We start from the raw sequence: 21,040 nt of genomic DNA, 5'->3' as shown, positions 1-21,040 counted from the left end.
TCAATGGCGAATATGCTTGATGCTTTAAAGATAAAGGTAGAGCGACAAGAACATGGACTTATGGTTATGTCTATGCCAGTCACAGATGAAGTGAAACAACCATTTGGCTTTTTACATGGTGGAGCGAGCTTAGCGCTTGGAGAAACAGCATGCTCAATGGGAGCTGCTGACATCATTGATACAGAGCATTTTATTCCTTTAGGTCTAGAAATGAATGCAAATCATATAGGTTCAACGACTGAAGGAACAATATTTGCGACTGCTACAATCATTCATGAAGGTAGTACAACGCAAGTTTGGAACATAGATATCAGAGACCAAAATGATAGATTGATTTGTGTAATGAGAGGGACCGTTGCTATTAAACCACGTAAACGGCAATGAGAAATTAAAGTATTAGATTGGTGATATTAATCTTAATGATTAGCGTGTATTCAAGCTAATTATTATTAAATGTAAACTATATATGAGCTTGGTACAAAAACTAAGAAAAATAGCACGCAGATGATTTAATTAATGCATCTGTGTGCTTCTTTGTTATTCAATATTTCGTATGGTGGGCTCGCTTTCTTAGGGGACAGCTTCAGCTTGTCTTGTTTCCTCAAGCGACACGCCAAAATACAACGTATTCATATGTCATTTCACATTAAAATACTTTAAAAATAAGGTCTTATATTAACCAAAATGATGTTAATAATTATTCTACATGTATACACCAATCTGTATACACTGGTCGTAAAATAGAAGAAATGTTTAATAATCGTATCTGAATTATGTAGCTCTTACAAAATCAAACACCTTTTTATAAAACAATGAATCGTTTTAAAGTAAATCTTAAAGTAGATGTCTTATTAGTATCTTTATTTCTTGGTATTAATGGTATTTAATATGAGCAAATTAGCAACTCAATGAGTTAATTATTATTTCAATTGAAATTGGCTTTTTCACTTGTCCAAGAACTTTATGTCCCAGATTCTTTTGAATATGATTATTTGTTGTTAAATATATCTTATGTTCAATACGTTTTTTTTGATAAAACAGCAGTTGCAATTTTTGCTGCTGCTTCACGGCCACCCATGATGTTGCGAGCAAAGGGACCGAGTTCTAAATCTGCTAGACCACCTGTGACGAATAAATTCGGTAACCATTCTAAATGAGATGAAATAGAAGGCAGTCCCGCATCTGACACAGGTGCATTAAAATTTTTAACGAGCTGCTTGATAATTGGTTGTTGCATTAGTGTATCTTCGAAACCTGTGGCTAATACTACGCTATCATAGAACATACAATATTGTTCTGTACAAATATGATGATGATGTATATCTTTTAATTCATTGATATGCATTATTAATTTGCCTTGCTTCATGTGTTTTTTGAGCCTCAATGCTAATTCTTTAGGCATAGAACCTTTATGGCGCTCTTTTTGAATGATTTTCAGTTTGGTTTTAGAGTCAGTTAATGCACTAAAGTTTGACATTTTTTTGGGACCTAACCAACCTGGATCTGCGTCGAAGTCATGTACGTCAATTATTTTATTTGTCCAAAGATGAATGACTGATTGCGGTTGATGTTGTAGTAATTTTAAAGTGACATGTGCTGCAGAAATCCCACTTCCAACGACATGAGAAGTTTGTTTATGTAAATTTAATTGTGAATCAAAAATATGATATACATCTGGCGTATGATTAAAGTTATGTGGAATATAGGGTACGTGATTACAACCTGTTGCAATCACCAAGTAATCTGATGTAATCCAATTGTGTTGTGATAATTGTACATGCCATTGTTTTTGGTTGAAACTGATTTTATTAGCAAAACCGACAATATGGTTCTTGTTCAAATTAAATTTATGTAATAGATGGTGAATATGGTCTATAAATAACGCTCGATTTGGTCTTTTATACGGTCCATAACTGGCATTAATATACTGATAACATTTAGCAAATTGATTTAAATGAAAGGGATTAGGGTGTATATGGTGGACACACGGCGAACGTAAATAAGGCATTTGAATGCGCTGAGTATAATCCTCGAATTGCTCGCATAAACTATGATGTGGATCAATAATTGTTAGTTCGTGGTCTTTGATACCTATGGATTTTAATTTTATCGCAATTGTAACTGCTTGGATACCGCCACCGATTATGGTCCAAGTAGACATATTTTCAGCTCCTTTTAAAACGTAATAATTACGATTTAATATATCATCACACATCGAATTTAGCAATCATTAATTTTATAAAATAAAAAACGCATCCCAGATAATTGGAATGCGTAAGTTAATGACTTTACAATTTTGTATCTTTTAGGTCTTTTTGTATATCATCACGTTTTGTTCTTTTGGAAGCGGGTGTTCTCAAATTATATGCGGATTTAATAATAAGGTGACTTGCTAGTGGACCTGTTATCAGAATAAATAATATTCCAATAAGTAATTGCATATTTACGTAACCTTCACGACCTATGAAATATAAGAAAACACCACTTATAAGTAACATTGCTCCTAATGTAGCAGCTTTACCAGCAGCATGCGCACGTGCATATACATCATCTAAACGTAAGAGGCCAATCGCAGCTAGTGCACTTATGAGTGAGCCAAGGATAACCAAAATAAGCGCTATACTAATGACGATCGTTGTTATCATGCTCAATCACCTTACCTTTATCCATATATTTTGCAAACACTGCAGTTCCTAAAAACGCTAAAATACCAATTAATAAAATGACAACCATCATATATTTAGTACCTAAGAAAATACTAAATAGTGCTACAATCGCCATTAGTTGGATACCCATTGCATCAAGTGCCACAACCCTATCAGCAAGAGAAGGGCCGATAATGACACGAACAAGCATACCAAACATTGACAATGTTACAATAACTAATGCCACGATTAATATCACGTTGTAGTTCATTAATACTCACCTACCTCTCTTACCACTTTTTCTAGTGATGATTTAATACTTTCTATTTCTTCTTCTTTGGTACTGAAATCAATACTGTGAATATATATTTGTTTGCGATCATCACTGATGCCTAGAACAATCGTACCTGGTGTTAGTGTAATCAAATTTGATAACAACACAATTTGCCAATCTTTTTTCAAATCTGTTGGATAAGTAAAAAAGGCGGGTTCATTGTTAATTTTAGGTTTAGTAACGATTCTAATAACATCAATATTTGCTTTAACCAATTCTACTAAAAATACGATAAATAATTTTATGATTTTATAAATAGTAATAACATAAAATCTACCGGGTAAGACACCACGCATCAGGAATACTAACAATAGCCCAAATATATAACCTAATAGGAAATTATTAAATGTATAGCTACCTGTTACAAATAGCCAAAACACTGATAAAATTAAATTCACTAATATTTGAATTGCCATATTATTTGCCCCCCAATACGCTGTCTATATAAACACTAGGATTATAGAATGTTTCGGCAGCATCTTTTATGATTGGTTGTAAAAAGTCAGCGGATAGGCCAAATATCACTGATATAGCAACTGCAATAATAGCAACTGTTAAAATACCTTTGTATTGCAGTTTAGGGTTGACTTCATAACCTTCAGATTTTCCGAAGAAACCTTTTAAGAAAATACGAATAACTGAGTAAAGTACAACTAAACTAGATAATAAAACGATAATTCCACTTAAATAAAATCCTTTTTCGAAAGTAGCTTGAACAATGTAATATTTACCATAAAAGCCGCTTAACGGTGGTATACCGGCTAAACTCAAAGCAGCGATAAAGAAAGACCAGCCTAATACAGGGTAATGTTTGATTAAACCACCATACTTACGTAAATCGTGTGTTTTGGTGATTTTATACATGACACCAATTAAGAAAAATAGGGCTGCTTTAATCAACATGTCATGTAATGTATAATAAATCGCTCCCATCATACCAGCCTGATTCATCATTGCTACGCCGACTAAAATGACACCAACAGCAATCATAATATTATAAATTATGATTTTTTTAGTATCAAAGTAGCTAACAGCACCTACACAACCAAAAATAATTGTAAGTAAGGCTAAGAATAAAATGATGTACAGTGAAAAGTTAGAAGCATCACCAAAGAATAAGCTTGCTGTTCTAGCTATTGCGTAAACGCCAACTTTTGTTAACAACGCACCAAAGAAGGCAATAATTGCTATAGGTGGCGCATAATAAGCACCTGGTAGCCAGATATACATTGGGAAGACACCAGCTTTTGTAGCAAAGACAAAGATAAACATAATAAATATAATACTGATAATTCCTTTATCTTGTGTTGACAATTGACTTAATTTTTCACTAATATCTGCTAAATTCAATGTGCCTACAACAGAATAAAGCATTGCGACGGCTATAACAAAGAAAGCAGAAGATGTCACATTTACAAGTACATATTTTATCGTTTCACTCAATTGAACTTGTGTGCCACCAATAACTAATAAAATATAAGAGGCCATTAAAAATACTTCAAAGAATACGAAAAGGTTGAAAATATCACCAGTTATAAATGATCCTATAACACCAGTGAGCATAAACATAATAGCAAAATAATAGTAATATGTTTCACGCTCGATACCTACAGATTGATATGAATATAAAATAATTAACATCGTTACAATTAGACTTGTAATCACAAGTAAAATACTAAAAATATCTGTAACAAAAACAATACTATATGGTGCATCCCATGAACCAAGTTCGAGTTTTATAGGTCGATCTCTGAGAATATTTTTTAAATTTATAAAAGCAAAAATTAATGTGACTGCAGTACCTGTTAATGCAACGTAGCGTTTAATTTTAGGGCGTTTACCAATAAAAATTAATGCAATAATTGTTAACATTGGTATGACGAGTAATGAAATAATAAGATTACTCTCTATCATTATCTAGCACCCCTTTCATACTTTCTACGTTGTCTGTACCTAGTTCTTTATAGCTTCTAAAAGCCAATACTAAGAAAAAGGCTGTTACAGAAAATGAAATTACTATAGCTGTTAATATGAGTGCTTGTGGAATTGGATCCACATATGAAGTGAACCCTTTTTCATAAATAGGGACTTCACCTTTCTTAAGACCACCCATAGTTATTAAGAATAAATTAGCTGTATGTGTTTGTAATGTAGTCCCAATAATGATGCGTATCAAACTTTTAGAAAGAATGAGATAGACGCTCATTGCAGTGAGAATACCACAAACAAAAATCATCACTATTTCCATTACTCATTCTCTCCAATCGCTAATATTATAGTCATTATTGTGCCAACAACCGCACATAAAACACCTAAATCGAAAAATGTGGCAGTATGCATTTCTATAGGTTTTAAAATACCTAATGGAATCTCAAATGGCGTATGCGTAAAGAAGTTTTTATTGTATAGCCAACTCGCCATAGGTGTAGCTAAACAAAAGAATAACCCAATACCAATGAGTTTCTTGAAATCCCATGGATATATTTTACGCATAGTCTTAATATCGTAAGCCACTGCTACAATCACAAGTGAACTTGATAGGAGTAGGCCACCGACGAAACCACCACCAGGTGTATAATGTCCTGTTAAAAATAGGTGTAAACCAAACATAACGATTAAGAAGAAAATCACGATAGCTGAGTATTGGAAAATTAAATTATTTTTCTGTCTTTTCAATGTGAGTTCCTCCTTCATTATTTGGTTTGTTTTTATAACGAAGTTTAATCATTGTGTAAACACCTAAACCTGCAATTCCTAGTACAGAGGATTCGAATAAAGTATCGGTACCACGGAAATCAACTAGAATAACGTTGACCATGTTTGTACCATGTGCTAAATCATATACATGCGCTTTATAAAATTCTCCAATTGAGCCAAAGTGTCTATTACCATATGTGATTAAACCTAATACTGTTACGACGGTACCAGCACCGATGGCAATAATAATGTTCAACCATTTATATGAAGTTGATTCGTTATGTCGATTTAAATTTGGCAAATGATAGAAACATAATAAGAACAATGCAGTAGAAATAGATTCTACAACAAATTGCGTCAATGCTAAGTCTGGTGCACCAAAGAAAATAAAGAAGATCGCTACTGCATAACCTACTGCACTTGCCATGATTATACTGAATAGGCGTGAGCGTGCAAATATAATCATAGACGCTGCTGTAATGATAAAGACTACGATGATCAATTCAAATGGTCTGATTTCACTAACATCTTTAAAGTTAACATTGAATGGTGTTACTAATAATGTCACAAGTGTAATCACAATTAAAGATGCGAAAATGATTAATAAGTTATTACGTGTAAACCCAGTAACGTAAGTGTTAGTAAATTGACTTGAATAGCCTGGGAACACCGCTCCAAATTTATCATACCAATAATTGATTGTTAGTTTTGTAGGTTGTGCTTTTAATAGGCTGATCCAATAACCAAAGCTAAGTATTAACAAAATTCCAGCGATGTAAATGCCTAATGTTGAGAAAAAGGCTGGTGTAAATCCATGGAACATATGAAACTCAGCTGTTGCGTTACTATTATGACTAATTGCGTATACTGCTGGTTCAATGATTGTCCCAGTCAATATAGAAGGGAAGAACCCAAAAACAATGACGAGTATTGCTAATATACCTGGAGAAATTAGCATTAGTTTTGAAACTTCATGCGCTGATTTTGGTAAATTATTTGGTTTATAGCTACCTAAGAATATTTGACCAATAAATCTAACAGCATAGACAAAAGTGAATACGCTACCTAAAATTGCCACGATTGGTATGAGTATACCAATACTATTTAAACTGAAGATATTAGCGTGCGTAACTTCAATCATACTTTCAAGAAATTTCTCTTTTGATAAGAAACCATTAAATGGAGGAATACCTGCCATACTTAATGATGTAATTAATGTGATGGTAAAAGAAATTGGCATGATGGTTACTAAGCCACCCAATTTATTGACATCACGTGTTCCCGTACTGTGATCAATAGCACCAGTTACCATAAACAATGCACCTTTAAAGGTAGCATGATTTATAAGGTGAAACACAGCTGCCGTAAAAGCAGCAACGTAAATTTGACTGTCTGAGCCTTCGAAATGGTAACTTACTGCTCCGATACCTAACATTGACATAATCATGCCAAGTTGTGAGACAGTTGAAAAGGCTAAAATGCCTTTTAAATCTTGTTGCTTTGTTGCATTTAATGATGCCCAAAACAAAGTGATTAACCCCACTGCAGTAATCGTCCAAATCCAACCTTGTGAAAGCGCGAATATTGGTGTCATACGTGCAACTAAATAAAGACCGGCTTTAACCATTGTTGCTGAATGCAAGTAAGCACTAACTGGCGTTGGTGCTTCCATTGCATCTGGTAACCAAACATAAAATGGAAACTGAGCTGATTTAGTCATCGCTCCTATAATTACAAAAATCATAGACAATATAAAGTAAGGGCTTGTTTGGATTTCAGACGCGTGATTTATGAGCGTTTGAATACTAGTGGAATTACCTGCAAGGGATAGTAAAATAAGACCACCTAGCAGGGAAAGACCGCCCAACACAGTTATGAGCATTGATTTTTGTGCACCATAAATAGATGCTTGTTTCGTTCTCCAAAATGAAATGAGTAGAAAACTTGAAAATGAAGTTAACTCCCAAAATAGATATAAGATAATGATATTATCTGATAATACGACACCTAACATGGCACCCATAAAAAGCAAAAGGTAACAATAAAAATGACCTAATTGCTCTTGTCGACTTAAATAGCTAATAGAATATAAGACAACCAAGCTTCCAATACCAGTTATTAGTAAACTGAATAATAAACCTAAGCCATCAACGTATAAATCGAAATTCATGCCAAAATGAGGCATCCAATTTGCTTTATGTACTACGCTTTTACCTGACATTGTTGTCGAAATGATTGATAGAAAATATATAAATAAGACGACGGGGATAGGTAACACAAACCATCCTAAATGTATACGCTTATGTATGCGGTATACAATTGGAATAATGAGTGCAAATATTAACGGTAATAATACCGCTATATGTATCAAACTCATTATTTTATCCTCCTTTTTAAAATAGTATAAGGTCATTATACATGAATAAGACTATTCTGAAAAACCACGCTAACCCTTGTGGAGCTTTAATTTAAAGTTTGTTTTAAATAAGAAGAAACACGGTATTTTTATTCAAAATTTTGTTTATATTGAATTGAATAATCTTTTTTTAATTGTGCTAAATTAGCAAGCGAGCAATTAGCATGTTCAGTATTTTCTTCTTTTAATTTATTTTCTAAGTTTGTAATTGCAATTTGTAAAGATTGTATATAATCCAGTTCTTCTACATTAAATGTTCTAAGCTTGGATTTTGACGTATAACGCTTTTCAAATTGACTTAAAGCTTTGCGCTCATGAAAAAATACGTTTTTTGTTTCGTTTGGATGGTGTAAGTCACCTTGCTTTGGATGTTTAATGACCTGTTCAATTTGAACAAGTACTTGATTGTCATCCTCTTCTATAACAGAAACACCATAACTTCCAGTTTTATGTGCAAAACGATATAACATAATTCAATACACCCCTCATTTTATGTTAGAATACATATATCATCTTAACATGAAATGGAGAATAAAAATGTCGAACTATCCTCAGCTAAATTCAGAAGTAAACGAAAATGAAATAAAAATGGTTATGCATACGAATAAGGGTGATATGTCTTTCAAATTATTGCCTGATATCGCACCTAAAACAGTAGAGAACTTTGTTACACATGCGAAAAATGGCTACTATGATGGTATTTCTTTCCATCGTGTCATCAATGACTTCATGGTACAAGGAGGCGACCCAACTGCAACTGGTATGGGTGGTGAAAGTATTTATGGAGGTCCATTTGAAGATGAATTTTCACTTGAAGCATTCAATTTATATGGTGCATTATCAATGGCAAATTCTGGTCCAAATACTAACGGTTCACAATTCTTTATTGTTCAAATGAAGGAGGTACCAGAATCTATGCTTAGCCAACTCGCAGATGGTGGTTGGCCGGAACCAATTGTGAAAGCTTATGGTGAAAAGGGTGGCACACCTTGGCTAGATCAAAAACATACTGTTTTTGGTCAATTATTAGAAGGTGAATCTACGTTAGAAGATATTGCTGCAACAAAGGTAGGACCACAAGATAAACCTTTACATGATATCACGATTGATTCGATAGATATTATTGAAAAATAATGTGAAACATAGTTTGAACGGTAGTGGGTAAAACAATCTTTTATCGTTTTGTATTTTAATGAAACATTAATCGATCATATTAAAAATATAGAGAAGTCTAAGAGACTGGGACAAATTAATTGTTCCAGTCTCTTAACTATTATTATGATATTTTTGTTGTCTTTATAAGAACATGGCGATGCATGCATATTAAATAAAATCATCTTCTGAACAATCACTTGAGATTTTTTATTTTGAAAGTATTGAATCAAGTTACATTCTTAGAATTGTTCAAAAGCCTTTGTATAATGAGACGTAACTCCAATTCGAACAATTATTGTATAGCTGAATTTTGAAAAATCGTGAAATTTTTCTAGGTAATATTAGTACCATTGAATGATTTATGCTATTATGAACATGTTAAGTAAAACGAAATAAGGGGTTATCACGTTGAATAATCACTATAAAGTAGGTCAACATATCAAAGTTCGTGTGACTGGTATTCAACCGTATGGCGCTTTTGTAGAAACCCCTGACAATACTGAAGGATTAATCCATATTTCTGAAATTATGGATGATTACGTCCATAATTTAAAAAAGTTTTTATCGGAAGGGCAAATTGTCAAAGCGAAAGTCATTTCAATCGATAAAGAAGGAAAGTTAAATCTTTCTTTAAAAGATAACGACTATTTTAAAAATTATGAACGTAAAAAAGAAAAGCAATCAGTATTAGATGAAATTAAAGAAACCGAAAAGTATGGGTTTCAAACAATTAAAGAACGCTTACCGGTTTGGATTAAACAGTCCAAAAACGCGATAAAAGATGAGCGATCATCTTTTAAAAAACACTAACATTTTATTTTAAGATGTTAGTGTTTTTTATTTGTAAGGTAAATTTTGTAGGTTAATATAAAACTATATGCGTGAGCATATAATTTTATATTTAAAATCAGGAAAGTTAGAATTAAAATCGCTTAAAGTGATTATGCAATGACACTTAAGTATATTGTATATTAGGAGGATTTAATTTAATGGACAAAAAATTTCAACCGTTATTTGAAAAATTAAAATTACCAAATCAAGTAGTTTTAGATAATCGATTTGTACTAGCTCCATTAACACACGTTTCATCTAATGATGATGGTACAATTTCTAATGAAGAGATTGTGTATATGGAACAACGTTCTAAAGATGTTGGTCTAGCAATTTCAGCAGCAAGCAATGTTACTGATTTAGGGAAAGCTTTTCCTGGGCAACCTTCAGTAGCGCATGATTCTAATTTAGAAGGCTTAAAACGTTTGGCAAAAGCTATGAAGAAAAATGGTGCGAAAGCGGTTGTTCAAATACATCACGGCGGTGCACAATCTTTACCTAATTTAACGCCTGATGGTGATGTTGCGGCACCTAGCCCTATATCATTAAAAAGTTTTGGTGAACAAGAAGCCCATCAAGCACGTGAAATTACTAATGATGAAATTGAATCAACAATAAAAGCATTTGGTGAAGCAACGCGCAGAGTCATTGAAGCTGGCTTTGATGGTGTTGAAATTCACGGTGCCAATCATTATTTAATCCATCAATTTGTATCTCCATATTATAATCGTCGTAATGATGAATGGGGAGAAGACCGTTATAAATTTGCTACAAGTGTAGTAGACGAAGTAACTGAAACTGTTAAAAAATATGGCAGTAAAGATTTTATCGTTGGATATAGATTTTCTCCAGAAGAAGCTGAATCTCCAGGTATAAGCATGGAAATTACAAAAGAACTAATTGAGCAATTAATAGAAAAACCTTTAGATTACTTACATGTTTCATTAATGGATATTCACTCTCAAACACGTGAAGGCCAGTACAAAGGGCAAGAACGTATTAAACTCATTTTAGAGTGGATTAATGGACGCATGCCATTAATAGGTATAGGATCTATCTTTACGGCTGAACAGGCTATTGAAGCAATTGAGTCAACAGGTGTAGAACTCGTCGCTTTAGGACGAGAAATCTTATTGGATCATAATTTTGTAAGTAAAATTAAAGATGGCAAAGAAGATGAAATTTTATCTCACTTTGACCCACAAAGAGCAGATAAACATCATCTGCCACCAAAATTATGGGAACAATTTAATAAAGGCTTTTACCCATTACCAAGAACAGACAATAAATAAAATCTTTGAATGTGAAGATGTTTATAATATTAAATACCACTTTAATTTCAAAACTGAAGTAAAGTATAAATATTTTACTTATGAAGCAACGTCAATTTCTATTGAATATATATAGAAATTGACGTTTTTTGTTTGTGTAAAATTTTGATGACCGTTAAGGTAACCTTTTATATTAAAAATAGTCAATGGTTGTTGGTGCTGGCGTTTTTTAGGAAGATATAACATATATGTCGGAGATATTAGCAATTTTTATATAAAATATTATAAATTGTAGGCACTAAAATTAGTATGAATATTGTGATAGTGTTTTTAATCAAGAAGAATTAATAAATTTATTAAAATTGGCTTGTGTAAACAGTCAGAAGTGTGTCATTATATTAATGTAAAGGCTTACATTTTGAAAGCTATATTCTAAATTTGATATTTAAAAGTGGCTATTTGAGTTCTATATCTACGATTTTATAGTATTTTCGGAAAATAGTTTTCGTAAATGAATAAATACGTTATGCTATGAATGAGTATTGCCAATAAATTATTATATACTTCATACAAAGGGGAGATATTATGTCAAGATCTGAAGAAATCATTGAATTAACAAATCATTATGGTGCACACAATTATGTGCCGCTTCCAATTGTAATTTCAGAAGCTGAAGGTGTATGGGTTAAAGATCCTGAAGGAAATAAATATATGGATATGCTATCTGCTTATTCTGCAGTAAACCAGGGCCACAGACATCCTAAAATTATTCAGGCTTTAAAAGATCAAGCTGACAAAGTGACTTTAGTATCACGCGCATTTCATAGTGATAACTTAGGAGCATGGTATGAAAAAATATGTAAGTTAGCTGGTAAAGACAAAGCCTTACCTATGAACACAGGTGCAGAAGCAGTTGAGACAGCATTGAAAGCTGCGCGACGTTGGGCTTATGATGTGAAAAATATTGCACCTGATCAAGCTGAAATTATTGCATTCAATGGTAACTTCCATGGTCGAACAATGGCGCCAGTATCATTGTCATCTGAACCAGAATACCAACGAGGCTATGGTCCATTATTAGATGGGTTCCGCAAAGTCGATTTTGGTAACATAGATGCTGTTAAAGAAGCAATTAATGAAAATACAGCTGCTATTTTAATTGAACCTATTCAAGGAGAAGCAGGAATCAATGTCCCACCAGAAGGTTATTTAAAAGAAATTAGAGAATTATGTGATGAACATAATGTATTATTTATTGCTGATGAAATTCAAGCAGGACTTGGACGTTCAGGAAAATTATTTGCTACTGATTGGGATGATGTAAAACCAGACGTATATATTTTAGGTAAAGCGCTAGGCGGTGGTGTATTCCCAATATCAGTTGTATTAGCTGATGAAGAAGTATTGGGTGTATTTACGCCTGGTTCTCACGGATCAACGTTTGGTGGTAATCCATTAGCGTGTGCTGTATCAATTGCAGCATTAGATGTATTAGTTGATGAAGATTTAGCAGGACGTTCTTTAGAATTAGGTGAGTACTTTAAATCAGAGCTTGAAAAAATCAATCACCCAGCAATTAAAGAAGTACGTGGTCGTGGATTATTTATTGGTATAGAATTAAATGAAAATGCCAGACCTTACTGTGAAAAATTAAAAGAAGAAGGTTTATTATGTAAAGAAACACATGATACAGTAATTAGATTTGCACCACCTCTTATTATTTCCAAAGAAGAATTAGACTTTGCATTGGAAAAAGTAAGAAATGTTTTTAAATAAAAATGTTCTGTAACTTAAGTTTTGAAAACCCTTTAAAAAGCAAAATCTTATGTTACAATTATCGTGAAAGCGAAATCATTAGTAACGAAAAAGAGGCGAAATGAATCATGATTGAGAATAATAATTTAGTTACTTCTACGCAACAAATTATTAAAGAAGCATTGCATAAATTGGGATTTGATGATGGGATGTATGATTTAGTAAAGGAACCATTAAGATTCCTTGAAGTACGCATTCCTGTACGTATGGATGATGGTACTGTTCAAACATTTAAAGGTTATCGTGCTCAACATAATGATGCTGTTGGACCAACAAAAGGTGGGGTGCGTTTCCATCCAGACGTTGACGTCGAGGAAGTTAAAGCGTTATCTATGTGGATGACATTAAAATGTGGTATCGTCGACTTGCCATATGGTGGCGGTAAAGGCGGCATCATCTGTGATCCTAGACAAATGAGTATACATGAAGTTGAACGTTTATCTCGTGGTTATGTACGTGCGATATCTCAATTTGTTGGACCTACAAAAGATATTCCAGCACCAGACGTATTTACTAACTCACAAATTATGGCTTGGATGATGGATGAGTATAGTTCATTAGATAAATTTAATTCACCAGGGTTTATTACTGGTAAACCGATTGTATTAGGTGGATCACAAGGCAGAGATCGCTCTACAGCACTAGGGGTAGTAATTGCAATAGAGCAAGCTGCTAAAAGAAGAGGTCTAGATTTGAAAGGTGCTCGTATCGTTATTCAAGGATTTGGTAACGCGGGTAGTTTCTTATCTAAATTCCTATATGATATGGGAGCAAAAATTGTTGGTATTTCAGATGCTTACGGTGCATTGCATGACCCAGATGGTCTTGATATTGACTATCTTTTAGATAGAAGAGATAGCTTTGGTACTGTAACAAATCTATTCGAGGAAACAATTTCTAATAAAGAATTGTTTGAACTTGATTGTGACATTCTTGTACCTGCAGCGATTGCTAATCAAATCACAGAAGACAATGCTAATGAAATTAAAGCTGATATTGTTGTTGAAGCGGCTAATGGTCCAACAACACCAGCTGGCACACGTATTTTAACTGAACGTGGTAAATTGCTTGTACCTGATGTGTTAGCAAGTGCAGGCGGCGTAACAGTTTCTTACTTCGAATGGGTACAAAATAATCAAGGTTATTATTGGACAGAAGAAGAAGTAAACACAAAATTGCGTGAAAAACTAATCACAGCCTTCGATACAATTTATGAGTTATCACAAAATAGAAAAATTGATATGCGCTTAGCAGCTTATATTGTGGGTATTAAACGTACTGCTGAAGCTGCACGTTATCGTGGTTGGGCTTAATTAAATATTTTAATTTGTAGAAAAAGAAGAAGTTCTTGAATTCAAGAACTTCTTCTTTTTATTTTATTTATTTTTTTGTTCATCATCTAGAATCACTTGTTTATATAAATCAGGGTAATTTGTGAAAACACCATCTACTCCATATTGATTTAAGCGGTGCATATCAGCTTCATTATTAACGGTGAAAGGATGTACGAGCAGACCAGCTCTTTTAAGATTTTTAACATTTTGTTTTGTTAAATCTGTATATTCAGGGCCGACACCAATGGCGTATTGACGGATTTGGTCAAAATCTTGTTGGGTTAATGAGCGTAATTCACCTTTATCTAATAATCTGATTAATGGGACATTGCTATTTAATTGATGCAATTTATTTAAGCTTTCAGGTGAAAATGATTGTAATAAGACATGTCCTTGATTCAATGATTGTTCATTAAGCATATTGTGATTATTCAGTGTTTTTAATACTGCTTCTTCCATACCTGGATAAACATCTGGTGATTTCGTTTCAATATAATAATTTGCATTAGTACCATAGCGTTCTAATATTTCATCTAATGTAGGAATTTCAGCACCCACATAATTTGAATTTGCATACTGAGGATTTGCGGCATTAAATTTACTTCCAGCATCTAATTGCTTTAATTCCTTTAGCGTATATGAATCAACTCTACCAGTACCATTTGTAGTCCTATCTACAGTTTCATCATGCATGGCAACGAGATGACCATCTTTAGTCATCTGAAGATCGATTTCGATATAAGAAGCACCCATAGCATTGTGACTTTTATCATATGAATAAAAAGTATGTTCTGGCGCATAACCACTTGCACCTCTATGCGCGACCGTTGTATATTTCTCGCCCGTTAGATTTTGTGCTCTATTTGGATTATGTGAGTTATTATCCTTTTGGTTTGATGGTGTGGTGGCATGTTGTTGTGTACTGACATTGCTGTTACTTTCGTTTGCAGATGTTATAGATGTCGTTCCAATTAAAGTTAAAGATAACGTTGCTATACTCGTGGATAGTACTTTTTTTAAATTTTGCAAGAATGGGTCACTCCTCGATATGTATTTACATATCAACCCTACAAAATAAAAGTGTGTTTGAGAATAACATTTACAGGATTAAAATTTAAGTTTTATAAAGTTAATATTTTTATAACAATATATTAAACTAATTAAAACATTTCGAGTATAAATATAATAGAAAATATTATTTTCTATATCATACTAGTTTCATATCTTCATATAAGACGCCCAATCAACGAGTAAACGTCAATTTCTATTGAAATTGACGCTTACTCGTAGTTAAAACTACTATACTGATAATTTAATTGTGTTATCTTGTTTTAAAATTTTCAATAGCTAATTTAATCTCATCTCTAACACGTTGGAATTCTGACCACGATTTACCAGCTGGATCATCAAATCCCCAATGTTCTTTTTTAACATTTGGCGGTAAAATCGGACAATTCTTATCTGCATCACTACATAATGTTACGACCAAATCTGCTTGCTCTAAGATATCACTATTTATTAAATCTGATGTATGATTTGAAATATCAATATTTACTTCTTTCATAGCTTCTACAGCTTTAGGATTAACACCATGTGTTTCAATACCCGCAGAATAGACATGCCACGTTTTTCCTAATATATGCTTTCCCCAACCCTCAGCCATTTGGCTACGACACGAGTTTCCTGTACATATAAAATAAATTATTTGCTTATCCATTACAAATACCTCTTTTCTTAAAATATGATAAGTGTAAGATATAAACCTAGCAGTGTTACAAATAGTACGGGAATGGTAATGATAATACCTGTTCTAAAATATGTTCCCCATGAAATTTTCACACCTTTTTGTGTTAAAACATGTAGCCACAGTAATGTTGCTAAAGAACCAATAGGTGTAATTTTAGGACCTAAGTCAGACCCTATAACATTCGCATAAATCATGCCTTCTTTCATCGTTCCAATTACATTGGATTGGCCAATAGCAATAGCATCTATTAATACAGTAGGCATATTGTTCATAATTGATGATAAAAAGGCTGATATAAAGCCCATACCCATGACACTGCCAAATAATCCATAACTTGAAACGTTAGATAATACATCTGCTAAAATTGTGGTGATACCAACGTTTTTCAATCCAAACACTACTAAATACATACCAATAGAAAATAGCACAATGTTCCAAGGTGCGCCTTTAATCACTTGCTTGGTATGAACTGCCTTAGATTTACGAGCTAAGAGCACAAAGATAAAAGCAATGATACCAGCAATAATTGATACAGGAATATGAATAAATTCACTTACAAGATAGCCAACGAGCAATATGGCTAATACAATCCATGAAATTTTGAATAATTTGGGATCTTTAATTGCATCTTTAGGTGCTGTAAGATTTTCAGTATCAAATGTTTTTGGTATAGATTTTCTAAAATAGAGCCACAACACGAGAATGCTAGCTATTAATGAGAATATATTAGGTATTATCATACGACTAAAATATTCAATAAAGCCAATATCAAAGTAATCAGCAGAAACAATATTCACTAAATTACTTACAATTAAGGGCAATGATGTCGTATCAGCAATAAACCCACTCGCGATAATAAAAGGGAAAATCACTTTTTTATTAAATCCTAAATTTCTCACCATCGCTAATACGATAGGCGTTAAGATTAAAGCTGCGCCATCGTTGGCGAAAAACGCTGCTACTATGGACCCTAACAACATGATGAAAACAAACATTTTTAAGCCGTTACCGTTTGAAGCCTTGACCATATGTATCGCAGACCATTCAAAAAATCCAATTTCATCTAATATTAATGAAATAAGAATCACAGCTACAAAAGTTAAAGTTGCATTCCAAACAATGCCAGTTACTTCTACTACATCGGAAAAGCTAACGACACCTGTAATAATAGCTATAATAGCCCCAGCTAAAGCCATAATACCAATATCTAATCCCTTAGGTTGCCATATGACAAAAGTTAATGTTAAAAGAAAAATTATAATTGCTAGAATGGTCATGTTTAACACTCACCTGATTTCATATTTTTACATACGCAATGTTGGTTAGATGTGTTAATCATATTGAGACTTTGATTGATATCATCTAAAATAGCATGATTAAGTTGATACATACGTTTGTTGCCATTTTTGCGTGTATTTACTAATTCGTGATCTACTAATGACTTCATATGATGACTTAGTGTAGGTTGTGAGAATTGAAAATGTTCCAACAAATCACATGCACATAATTCACTACAAGAAAGTAAATCTAATATTTCTAATCTGCTTGAATCGGATAGAACTTTAAGCAATGCTGAAAGTCTTTTATAAGACATAAGTATACCTCCTAAACATTAAATAGATTAACATCTATATAGAAATTCGTCTATATAGTTTTGAGCTAAATAATAAAAGAAAGTATTGATTTTATTCAAAAATATGTGATGTTGAATAATTTATTAAACTTATACAATCGTATATCGAAGAAAGTAAATGAAGTGTAATAAAGCGAAGCGGTTTGAATAGTGTGAATACGGGTCTGGGACATAAAATTTTGGACAAATGTGACGTGTTTTGGCGAGACACTTGAGGGAATAGGACAACCTAATGACTACAAACTGAAGCTGTTCCTTAAGAAAGCGAGCCAACATTACGAAGTATTGAATAAAAAATGCACTCAGATGAATTGAATTAAATCATCTGAGTGCTGTTTTTCTGGGATTTATGTCCTAAATGCTACTCTAAAGTTTGTTAATTTGTATCCTGTTGTTGCTTTATGACTGATAATTGGTGCTCCACAGCTGTTTGTCCAGTAGAACCATAACTAATTCTACGGCTAACACAATTTTCTGGTTTTAAGAAATCATAAATATCAGAATCAATACTTGAATGCGCATTTTGATATTCTTCCAATGGCACATCTAATAAATAAACATTATGTTGAATTGACCATAGTACGATTTTCCCTACAATTTCATGTGCTGTTCTAAAAGGAACTCCTTTATTGACTATGTAATCTGCCAGTTCAGTAGCATTTGAAAAATCATTATAAACAGTTTGATGCAGACGGTCGACATTCACAGTCATTGTATCTATCATACCTGCAAAAATACGCAAGGAACCTTTTATCGTGTGAACAGCATCAAACAAGCCTTCTTTATCTTCTTGCATATCTTTGTTATATGCTAAGGGTAGACCTTTGAGCGTCATTAATATGCTCATTAGGTTTCCTGTGGTACGTCCTACTTTACCTCTTATTAACTCTGCCATGTCAGGATTTTTCTTTTGTGGCATGATTGACGAGCCTGTTGAAAACGCATCTGATAAAGTTACAAAATTGGCTTCTGCTGATGACCAAAAGATGATTTCTTCAGCAAAACGCGATAAATGTATCATTGTTAATGATATGTTATGCAATGTTTCTACAATATAATCTCTATCACTTACAGCATCTATACTGTTTTCATAAACAGAGCTGAAATTCAATAAAGATTGCGTTTCATGACGATCGATTGGATAAGTCGTTCCGCTTAGTGCAGCTGCACCAAGTGGGGAAATATCGATACGCTTCAAACTATCCTGAAAACGTGATTTATCTCTATCTAACATCCAGTAATACGTTAGTATATGGTGTGCAAATGAAATAGGCTGTGCTCTTTGTAAATGTGTATAACCTGGCATAATTGTATTGACATGTTGTTCTGCGATATTGACGATGGTTTGTTGCAAATCATTGACGAGCTCAATAATCTGAGTAACTTCATCTTTTGTATATAAGTGCATATCAGTAGCGACTTGATCATTTCTGCTACGTCCTGTATGCAATCTACCGCCTGCATCACCGATACGTTTAATTAGTTCATGTTCGATGTTGAGATGAATATCTTCTAAAGAAACATCGAACGTTAAATTACCTTGTTCATAATCATTTAAAATTGATGTTAAACCTTTAACTATTTGCTTACAGTCTTCATCAGTTATGATATCTTGTTTGGCTAACATTTGAGCGTGAGCAATACTTCCTTGCACATCATATTGAATGAGTGTTTTATCAAAGTGAATGGAGGCATTAAATTCATCGACCCAATCTTCGGGCTGCTCACTAAATCTTCCTCCCCATGCTTTATTACTCATCTAAGTAACCACCATGTAACATAGAATTAACTTTTGTAGGTAAACCAAAGATATCAATAAAACCGACTGCAGATTCTTGATTAAATGCATCTTCCTTAGTATAAGTAGCTAATTTTTCGTTATATAGTGTATGAGGTGATTTTCTGCCGTTTACAACAGCACTGCCTTTAAATAATTTAATACGTACATCACCAGAAACGAATTTTTGTGTACTATCCACAAAAGCTTTTAAGCTATCTGTCAGTGGAGAGAACCAAAGCCCATTGTATGTTTGTTCCGAAAATTGTTTTTCAATAACAGGTTTAAAATGTGCTACATCTTTAGTTAAAGTAATCGTTTCAAGTGCTTTATGTGCTTTCATTATGACTTCTGCTGCAGGCGTTTCGTAAACTTCTCTTGATTTAATACCAACGAGTCTATTTTCTACATGATCAATTCTCCCAATACCATGTTTACCAGCTAATTTGTTTAAATCTAAAATTAATTGACTTAATTTATAAGATTTACCATTTAAAGCGATAGGTAGGCCTTGTTTGAACGTAAGTACGATTTCATCAGCTTCGTCAGGTGTATCTTCGATTTCATTTGTTAAGTCAAATGCATCTTTAGGTGGTGCGGCATATGGATCTTCTAAAATACCACATTCATTACTTCTTCCCCATAGATTTTGATCAATAGAATACGGAGAATCATGTTGGATCGGTACTGGAATATTATGTTTGATTGCATAATCAATTTCTTCTTCACGGCTCCAGGCCCATTCTCTAACTGGTGCAAATACTTTTAACTCTGGGTCTAACGCTTTTATTGCAACTTCAAAACGAACTTGGTCATTACCTTTGCCGGTACAACCATGTGCAATGCCTACTGCATTTGTTTTACTAGCAATTTCAACTAATTTTTTTGAAATTAAAGGTCTTGATAATGCGGATACTAATGGATACGTGCCTTCATACATCAGATTGCCTTTGATTGCATATGAAACAAAATCTTCACTGAATTCTTCAGTGGCATCAATAATATGACATTCAATTGCTCCCATATCTAAAGCTTTTTGATGAACTAGGTCTAAGTCCTTACCTTCACCTACATCCAAACAGCAAGCCACGATATCATAGCCTTTATCTATCAACCATTTTACGGCCACACTTGTATCTAAACCGCCAGAATATGCTAAAACTATTTTTTCCTTCATATATTACACCTCAATTGAATTTTTAAATATGTTGTTTATAAATTTGATATTAGTAAGTATAGCAGAAGAATTATGAAAATAAAACCATTTTTATACATAATTATGCAAATTGTAGAAATTTCTCACAATTCGAATATCCATTTATGTGGTGATTTGTAGTTGTTTATAAATTTTATGTGCCTTGTAGTGATGTATATATTAATGAATA

The 21,040-nt window shown here is 33.2% G+C and carries 21 protein-coding genes and 1 pseudogene; 7 read left to right on the top strand and 15 right to left on the bottom strand.

What is annotated here, in order from left to right; translation table 11 throughout:
- The first annotated feature begins 3 nt into the window (after window positions 1-3).
- Window positions 4-384, top strand: a complete 381-nt coding sequence (locus CD032_RS06310) for a PaaI family thioesterase (RefSeq protein WP_019469667.1) — start codon at window positions 4-6, stop codon at window positions 382-384.
- Between the two features lie 297 nt (window positions 385-681).
- A pseudogene (locus CD032_RS13390) lies at window positions 682-869 on the top strand (IS5/IS1182 family transposase); the annotation flags it as partial.
- Window positions 870-1,015: 146 nt separating this feature from the next.
- Here the strand turns inward: CD032_RS13390 and CD032_RS06305 are convergent.
- From CD032_RS06305 to kapB, 9 genes are all read right to left on the bottom strand, one after another.
- Window positions 1,016-2,161, bottom strand: coding sequence for an NAD(P)-binding domain-containing protein (locus tag CD032_RS06305; RefSeq protein WP_103211274.1), 1,146 nt, complete (start codon window positions 2,159-2,161; stop codon window positions 1,016-1,018).
- Window positions 2,162-2,288: 127 nt separating this feature from the next.
- Window positions 2,289-2,645, bottom strand: coding sequence for a Na+/H+ antiporter subunit G1 (locus CD032_RS06300; RefSeq protein ID WP_019469665.1), 357 nt, complete (start codon window positions 2,643-2,645; stop codon window positions 2,289-2,291).
- The gene (locus tag CD032_RS06295; RefSeq protein ID WP_019469664.1) at window positions 2,623-2,916 is read right to left on the bottom strand and encodes a Na(+)/H(+) antiporter subunit F1; all 294 of its coding nucleotides are present in this window, start codon (window positions 2,914-2,916) and stop codon (window positions 2,623-2,625) included. Before CD032_RS06295 ends, CD032_RS06300 begins: the two co-directional genes overlap by 23 nt.
- Complete coding sequence (locus tag CD032_RS06290) at window positions 2,916-3,395, bottom strand: Na+/H+ antiporter subunit E (protein ID WP_019469663.1); 480 nt, start codon at window positions 3,393-3,395, stop codon at window positions 2,916-2,918. Before CD032_RS06290 ends, CD032_RS06295 begins: the two co-directional genes overlap by 1 nt.
- A 1-nt stretch (window position 3,396) precedes the next feature.
- Window positions 3,397-4,893, bottom strand: a complete 1,497-nt coding sequence (locus tag CD032_RS06285) for a Na+/H+ antiporter subunit D (RefSeq protein ID WP_064264193.1) — start codon at window positions 4,891-4,893, stop codon at window positions 3,397-3,399.
- Window positions 4,880-5,227, bottom strand: coding sequence for a Na+/H+ antiporter Mnh1 subunit C (mnhC1, locus tag CD032_RS06280; RefSeq protein ID WP_040030166.1), 348 nt, complete (start codon window positions 5,225-5,227; stop codon window positions 4,880-4,882). The genes CD032_RS06285 and mnhC1 overlap by 14 nt, the downstream gene beginning before the upstream one ends.
- Window positions 5,227-5,655 carry a Na(+)/H(+) antiporter subunit B gene (locus CD032_RS06275; protein WP_080760407.1) on the bottom strand — a complete coding sequence of 143 codons (429 nt, stop codon included), beginning with the start codon at window positions 5,653-5,655 and terminating at the stop codon, window positions 5,227-5,229. The genes mnhC1 and CD032_RS06275 overlap by 1 nt, the downstream gene beginning before the upstream one ends.
- Window positions 5,636-8,053: a Na+/H+ antiporter subunit A gene (locus tag CD032_RS06270; RefSeq protein ID WP_103211273.1), complete on the bottom strand. Its 2,418-nt coding sequence runs from the start codon at window positions 8,051-8,053 to the stop codon at window positions 5,636-5,638. Before CD032_RS06270 ends, CD032_RS06275 begins: the two co-directional genes overlap by 20 nt.
- A 128-nt stretch (window positions 8,054-8,181) precedes the next feature.
- The gene (gene kapB / locus CD032_RS06265) at window positions 8,182-8,562 is read right to left on the bottom strand and encodes a sporulation phosphorelay system protein KapB (RefSeq protein ID WP_019469658.1); all 381 of its coding nucleotides are present in this window, start codon (window positions 8,560-8,562) and stop codon (window positions 8,182-8,184) included.
- Between the two features lie 67 nt (window positions 8,563-8,629).
- Between kapB and CD032_RS06260 the strand changes: the two genes are divergently transcribed.
- From CD032_RS06260 to CD032_RS06240, 5 genes are all read left to right on the top strand, one after another.
- Window positions 8,630-9,226, top strand: coding sequence for a peptidylprolyl isomerase (locus tag CD032_RS06260; RefSeq protein WP_019469657.1), 597 nt, complete (start codon window positions 8,630-8,632; stop codon window positions 9,224-9,226).
- Window positions 9,227-9,655: 429 nt separating this feature from the next.
- Complete coding sequence (gene ygs, locus CD032_RS06255; protein WP_019469656.1) at window positions 9,656-10,057, top strand: S1 domain-containing post-transcriptional regulator Ygs; 402 nt, start codon at window positions 9,656-9,658, stop codon at window positions 10,055-10,057.
- Window positions 10,058-10,236: 179 nt separating this feature from the next.
- The gene (locus CD032_RS06250; protein WP_019469655.1) at window positions 10,237-11,370 is read left to right on the top strand and encodes an NADH-dependent flavin oxidoreductase; all 1,134 of its coding nucleotides are present in this window, start codon (window positions 10,237-10,239) and stop codon (window positions 11,368-11,370) included.
- Between the two features lie 564 nt (window positions 11,371-11,934).
- Window positions 11,935-13,125 carry an ornithine--oxo-acid transaminase gene (locus tag CD032_RS06245; RefSeq protein WP_019469654.1) on the top strand — a complete coding sequence of 397 codons (1,191 nt, stop codon included), beginning with the start codon at window positions 11,935-11,937 and terminating at the stop codon, window positions 13,123-13,125.
- Window positions 13,126-13,232: 107 nt separating this feature from the next.
- Entirely contained in the window at window positions 13,233-14,477 is a 1,245-nt protein-coding gene (locus CD032_RS06240; RefSeq protein WP_103211272.1) for a Glu/Leu/Phe/Val family dehydrogenase, read from the top strand.
- 63 nt (window positions 14,478-14,540) lie between these two features.
- Here CD032_RS06240 and CD032_RS06235 read toward each other — a convergent pair whose 3' ends face one another.
- The 6 genes from CD032_RS06235 to CD032_RS06210 form a co-directional block, all read right to left on the bottom strand.
- A complete protein-coding gene (locus tag CD032_RS06235) occupies window positions 14,541-15,527 on the bottom strand; it encodes a glycerophosphodiester phosphodiesterase (protein ID WP_040030162.1) in 987 nt (328 codons plus the stop codon).
- A gap of 292 nt (window positions 15,528-15,819) precedes the next feature.
- Complete coding sequence (arsC, locus tag CD032_RS06230) at window positions 15,820-16,215, bottom strand: arsenate reductase (thioredoxin) (RefSeq protein ID WP_019469651.1); 396 nt, start codon at window positions 16,213-16,215, stop codon at window positions 15,820-15,822.
- A 17-nt stretch (window positions 16,216-16,232) separates the two neighbouring features.
- Window positions 16,233-17,522, bottom strand: a complete 1,290-nt coding sequence (gene arsB / locus CD032_RS06225; RefSeq protein WP_103211271.1) for an arsenite efflux transporter membrane subunit ArsB — start codon at window positions 17,520-17,522, stop codon at window positions 16,233-16,235.
- A 2-nt stretch (window positions 17,523-17,524) separates the two neighbouring features.
- Window positions 17,525-17,839: an ArsR/SmtB family transcription factor gene (locus tag CD032_RS06220; RefSeq protein WP_019469650.1), complete on the bottom strand. Its 315-nt coding sequence runs from the start codon at window positions 17,837-17,839 to the stop codon at window positions 17,525-17,527.
- A 415-nt stretch (window positions 17,840-18,254) separates the two neighbouring features.
- Window positions 18,255-19,637 carry an argininosuccinate lyase gene (gene argH, locus CD032_RS06215; protein ID WP_103211270.1) on the bottom strand — a complete coding sequence of 461 codons (1,383 nt, stop codon included), beginning with the start codon at window positions 19,635-19,637 and terminating at the stop codon, window positions 18,255-18,257.
- Window positions 19,630-20,832, bottom strand: a complete 1,203-nt coding sequence (locus CD032_RS06210) for an argininosuccinate synthase (RefSeq protein ID WP_019469648.1) — start codon at window positions 20,830-20,832, stop codon at window positions 19,630-19,632. The genes argH and CD032_RS06210 overlap by 8 nt, the downstream gene beginning before the upstream one ends.
- Window positions 20,833-21,040: the final 208 nt, after the last annotated feature.

This window comes from Staphylococcus cohnii subsp. cohnii (assembly GCF_002902365.1).
Classification (GTDB): Bacteria; Bacillota; Bacilli; order Staphylococcales; family Staphylococcaceae; genus Staphylococcus; species Staphylococcus cohnii.
Note: the sequence above shows the minus strand (reverse complement) of the source record. Positions and strands in the feature narration are given on the sequence as shown.

What these genes read in the sequence shown, in the direction of transcription:
- CD032_RS06310 (WP_019469667.1), top strand. Translation starts at nt 4, where the DNA reads ATGGCGAATATGCTTGATGCTTTAAAGATAAAGGTAGAGCGACAAGAA.
- CD032_RS06305 (WP_103211274.1), bottom strand. Translation starts at nt 2,161, where the DNA reads ATGTCTACTTGGACCATAATCGGTGGCGGTATCCAAGCAGTTACAATT.
- CD032_RS06300 (WP_019469665.1), bottom strand. Translation starts at nt 2,645, where the DNA reads ATGATAACAACGATCGTCATTAGTATAGCGCTTATTTTGGTTATCCTT.
- CD032_RS06295 (WP_019469664.1), bottom strand. Translation starts at nt 2,916, where the DNA reads ATGAACTACAACGTGATATTAATCGTGGCATTAGTTATTGTAACATTG.
- CD032_RS06290 (WP_019469663.1), bottom strand. Translation starts at nt 3,395, where the DNA reads ATGGCAATTCAAATATTAGTGAATTTAATTTTATCAGTGTTTTGGCTA.
- CD032_RS06285 (WP_064264193.1), bottom strand. Translation starts at nt 4,893, where the DNA reads ATGATAGAGAGTAATCTTATTATTTCATTACTCGTCATACCAATGTTA.
- mnhC1 (WP_040030166.1), bottom strand. Translation starts at nt 5,227, where the DNA reads ATGGAAATAGTGATGATTTTTGTTTGTGGTATTCTCACTGCAATGAGC.
- CD032_RS06270 (WP_103211273.1), bottom strand. Translation starts at nt 8,053, where the DNA reads ATGAGTTTGATACATATAGCGGTATTATTACCGTTAATATTTGCACTC.
- kapB (WP_019469658.1), bottom strand. Translation starts at nt 8,562, where the DNA reads ATGTTATATCGTTTTGCACATAAAACTGGAAGTTATGGTGTTTCTGTT.
- CD032_RS06260 (WP_019469657.1), top strand. Translation starts at nt 8,630, where the DNA reads ATGTCGAACTATCCTCAGCTAAATTCAGAAGTAAACGAAAATGAAATA.
- CD032_RS06250 (WP_019469655.1), top strand. Translation starts at nt 10,237, where the DNA reads ATGGACAAAAAATTTCAACCGTTATTTGAAAAATTAAAATTACCAAAT.
- CD032_RS06245 (WP_019469654.1), top strand. Translation starts at nt 11,935, where the DNA reads ATGTCAAGATCTGAAGAAATCATTGAATTAACAAATCATTATGGTGCA.
- CD032_RS06240 (WP_103211272.1), top strand. Translation starts at nt 13,233, where the DNA reads ATGATTGAGAATAATAATTTAGTTACTTCTACGCAACAAATTATTAAA.
- arsC (WP_019469651.1), bottom strand. Translation starts at nt 16,215, where the DNA reads ATGGATAAGCAAATAATTTATTTTATATGTACAGGAAACTCGTGTCGT.
- arsB (WP_103211271.1), bottom strand. Translation starts at nt 17,522, where the DNA reads ATGACCATTCTAGCAATTATAATTTTTCTTTTAACATTAACTTTTGTC.
- CD032_RS06220 (WP_019469650.1), bottom strand. Translation starts at nt 17,839, where the DNA reads ATGTCTTATAAAAGACTTTCAGCATTGCTTAAAGTTCTATCCGATTCA.
- argH (WP_103211270.1), bottom strand. Translation starts at nt 19,637, where the DNA reads ATGAGTAATAAAGCATGGGGAGGAAGATTTAGTGAGCAGCCCGAAGAT.
- CD032_RS06210 (WP_019469648.1), bottom strand. Translation starts at nt 20,832, where the DNA reads ATGAAGGAAAAAATAGTTTTAGCATATTCTGGCGGTTTAGATACAAGT.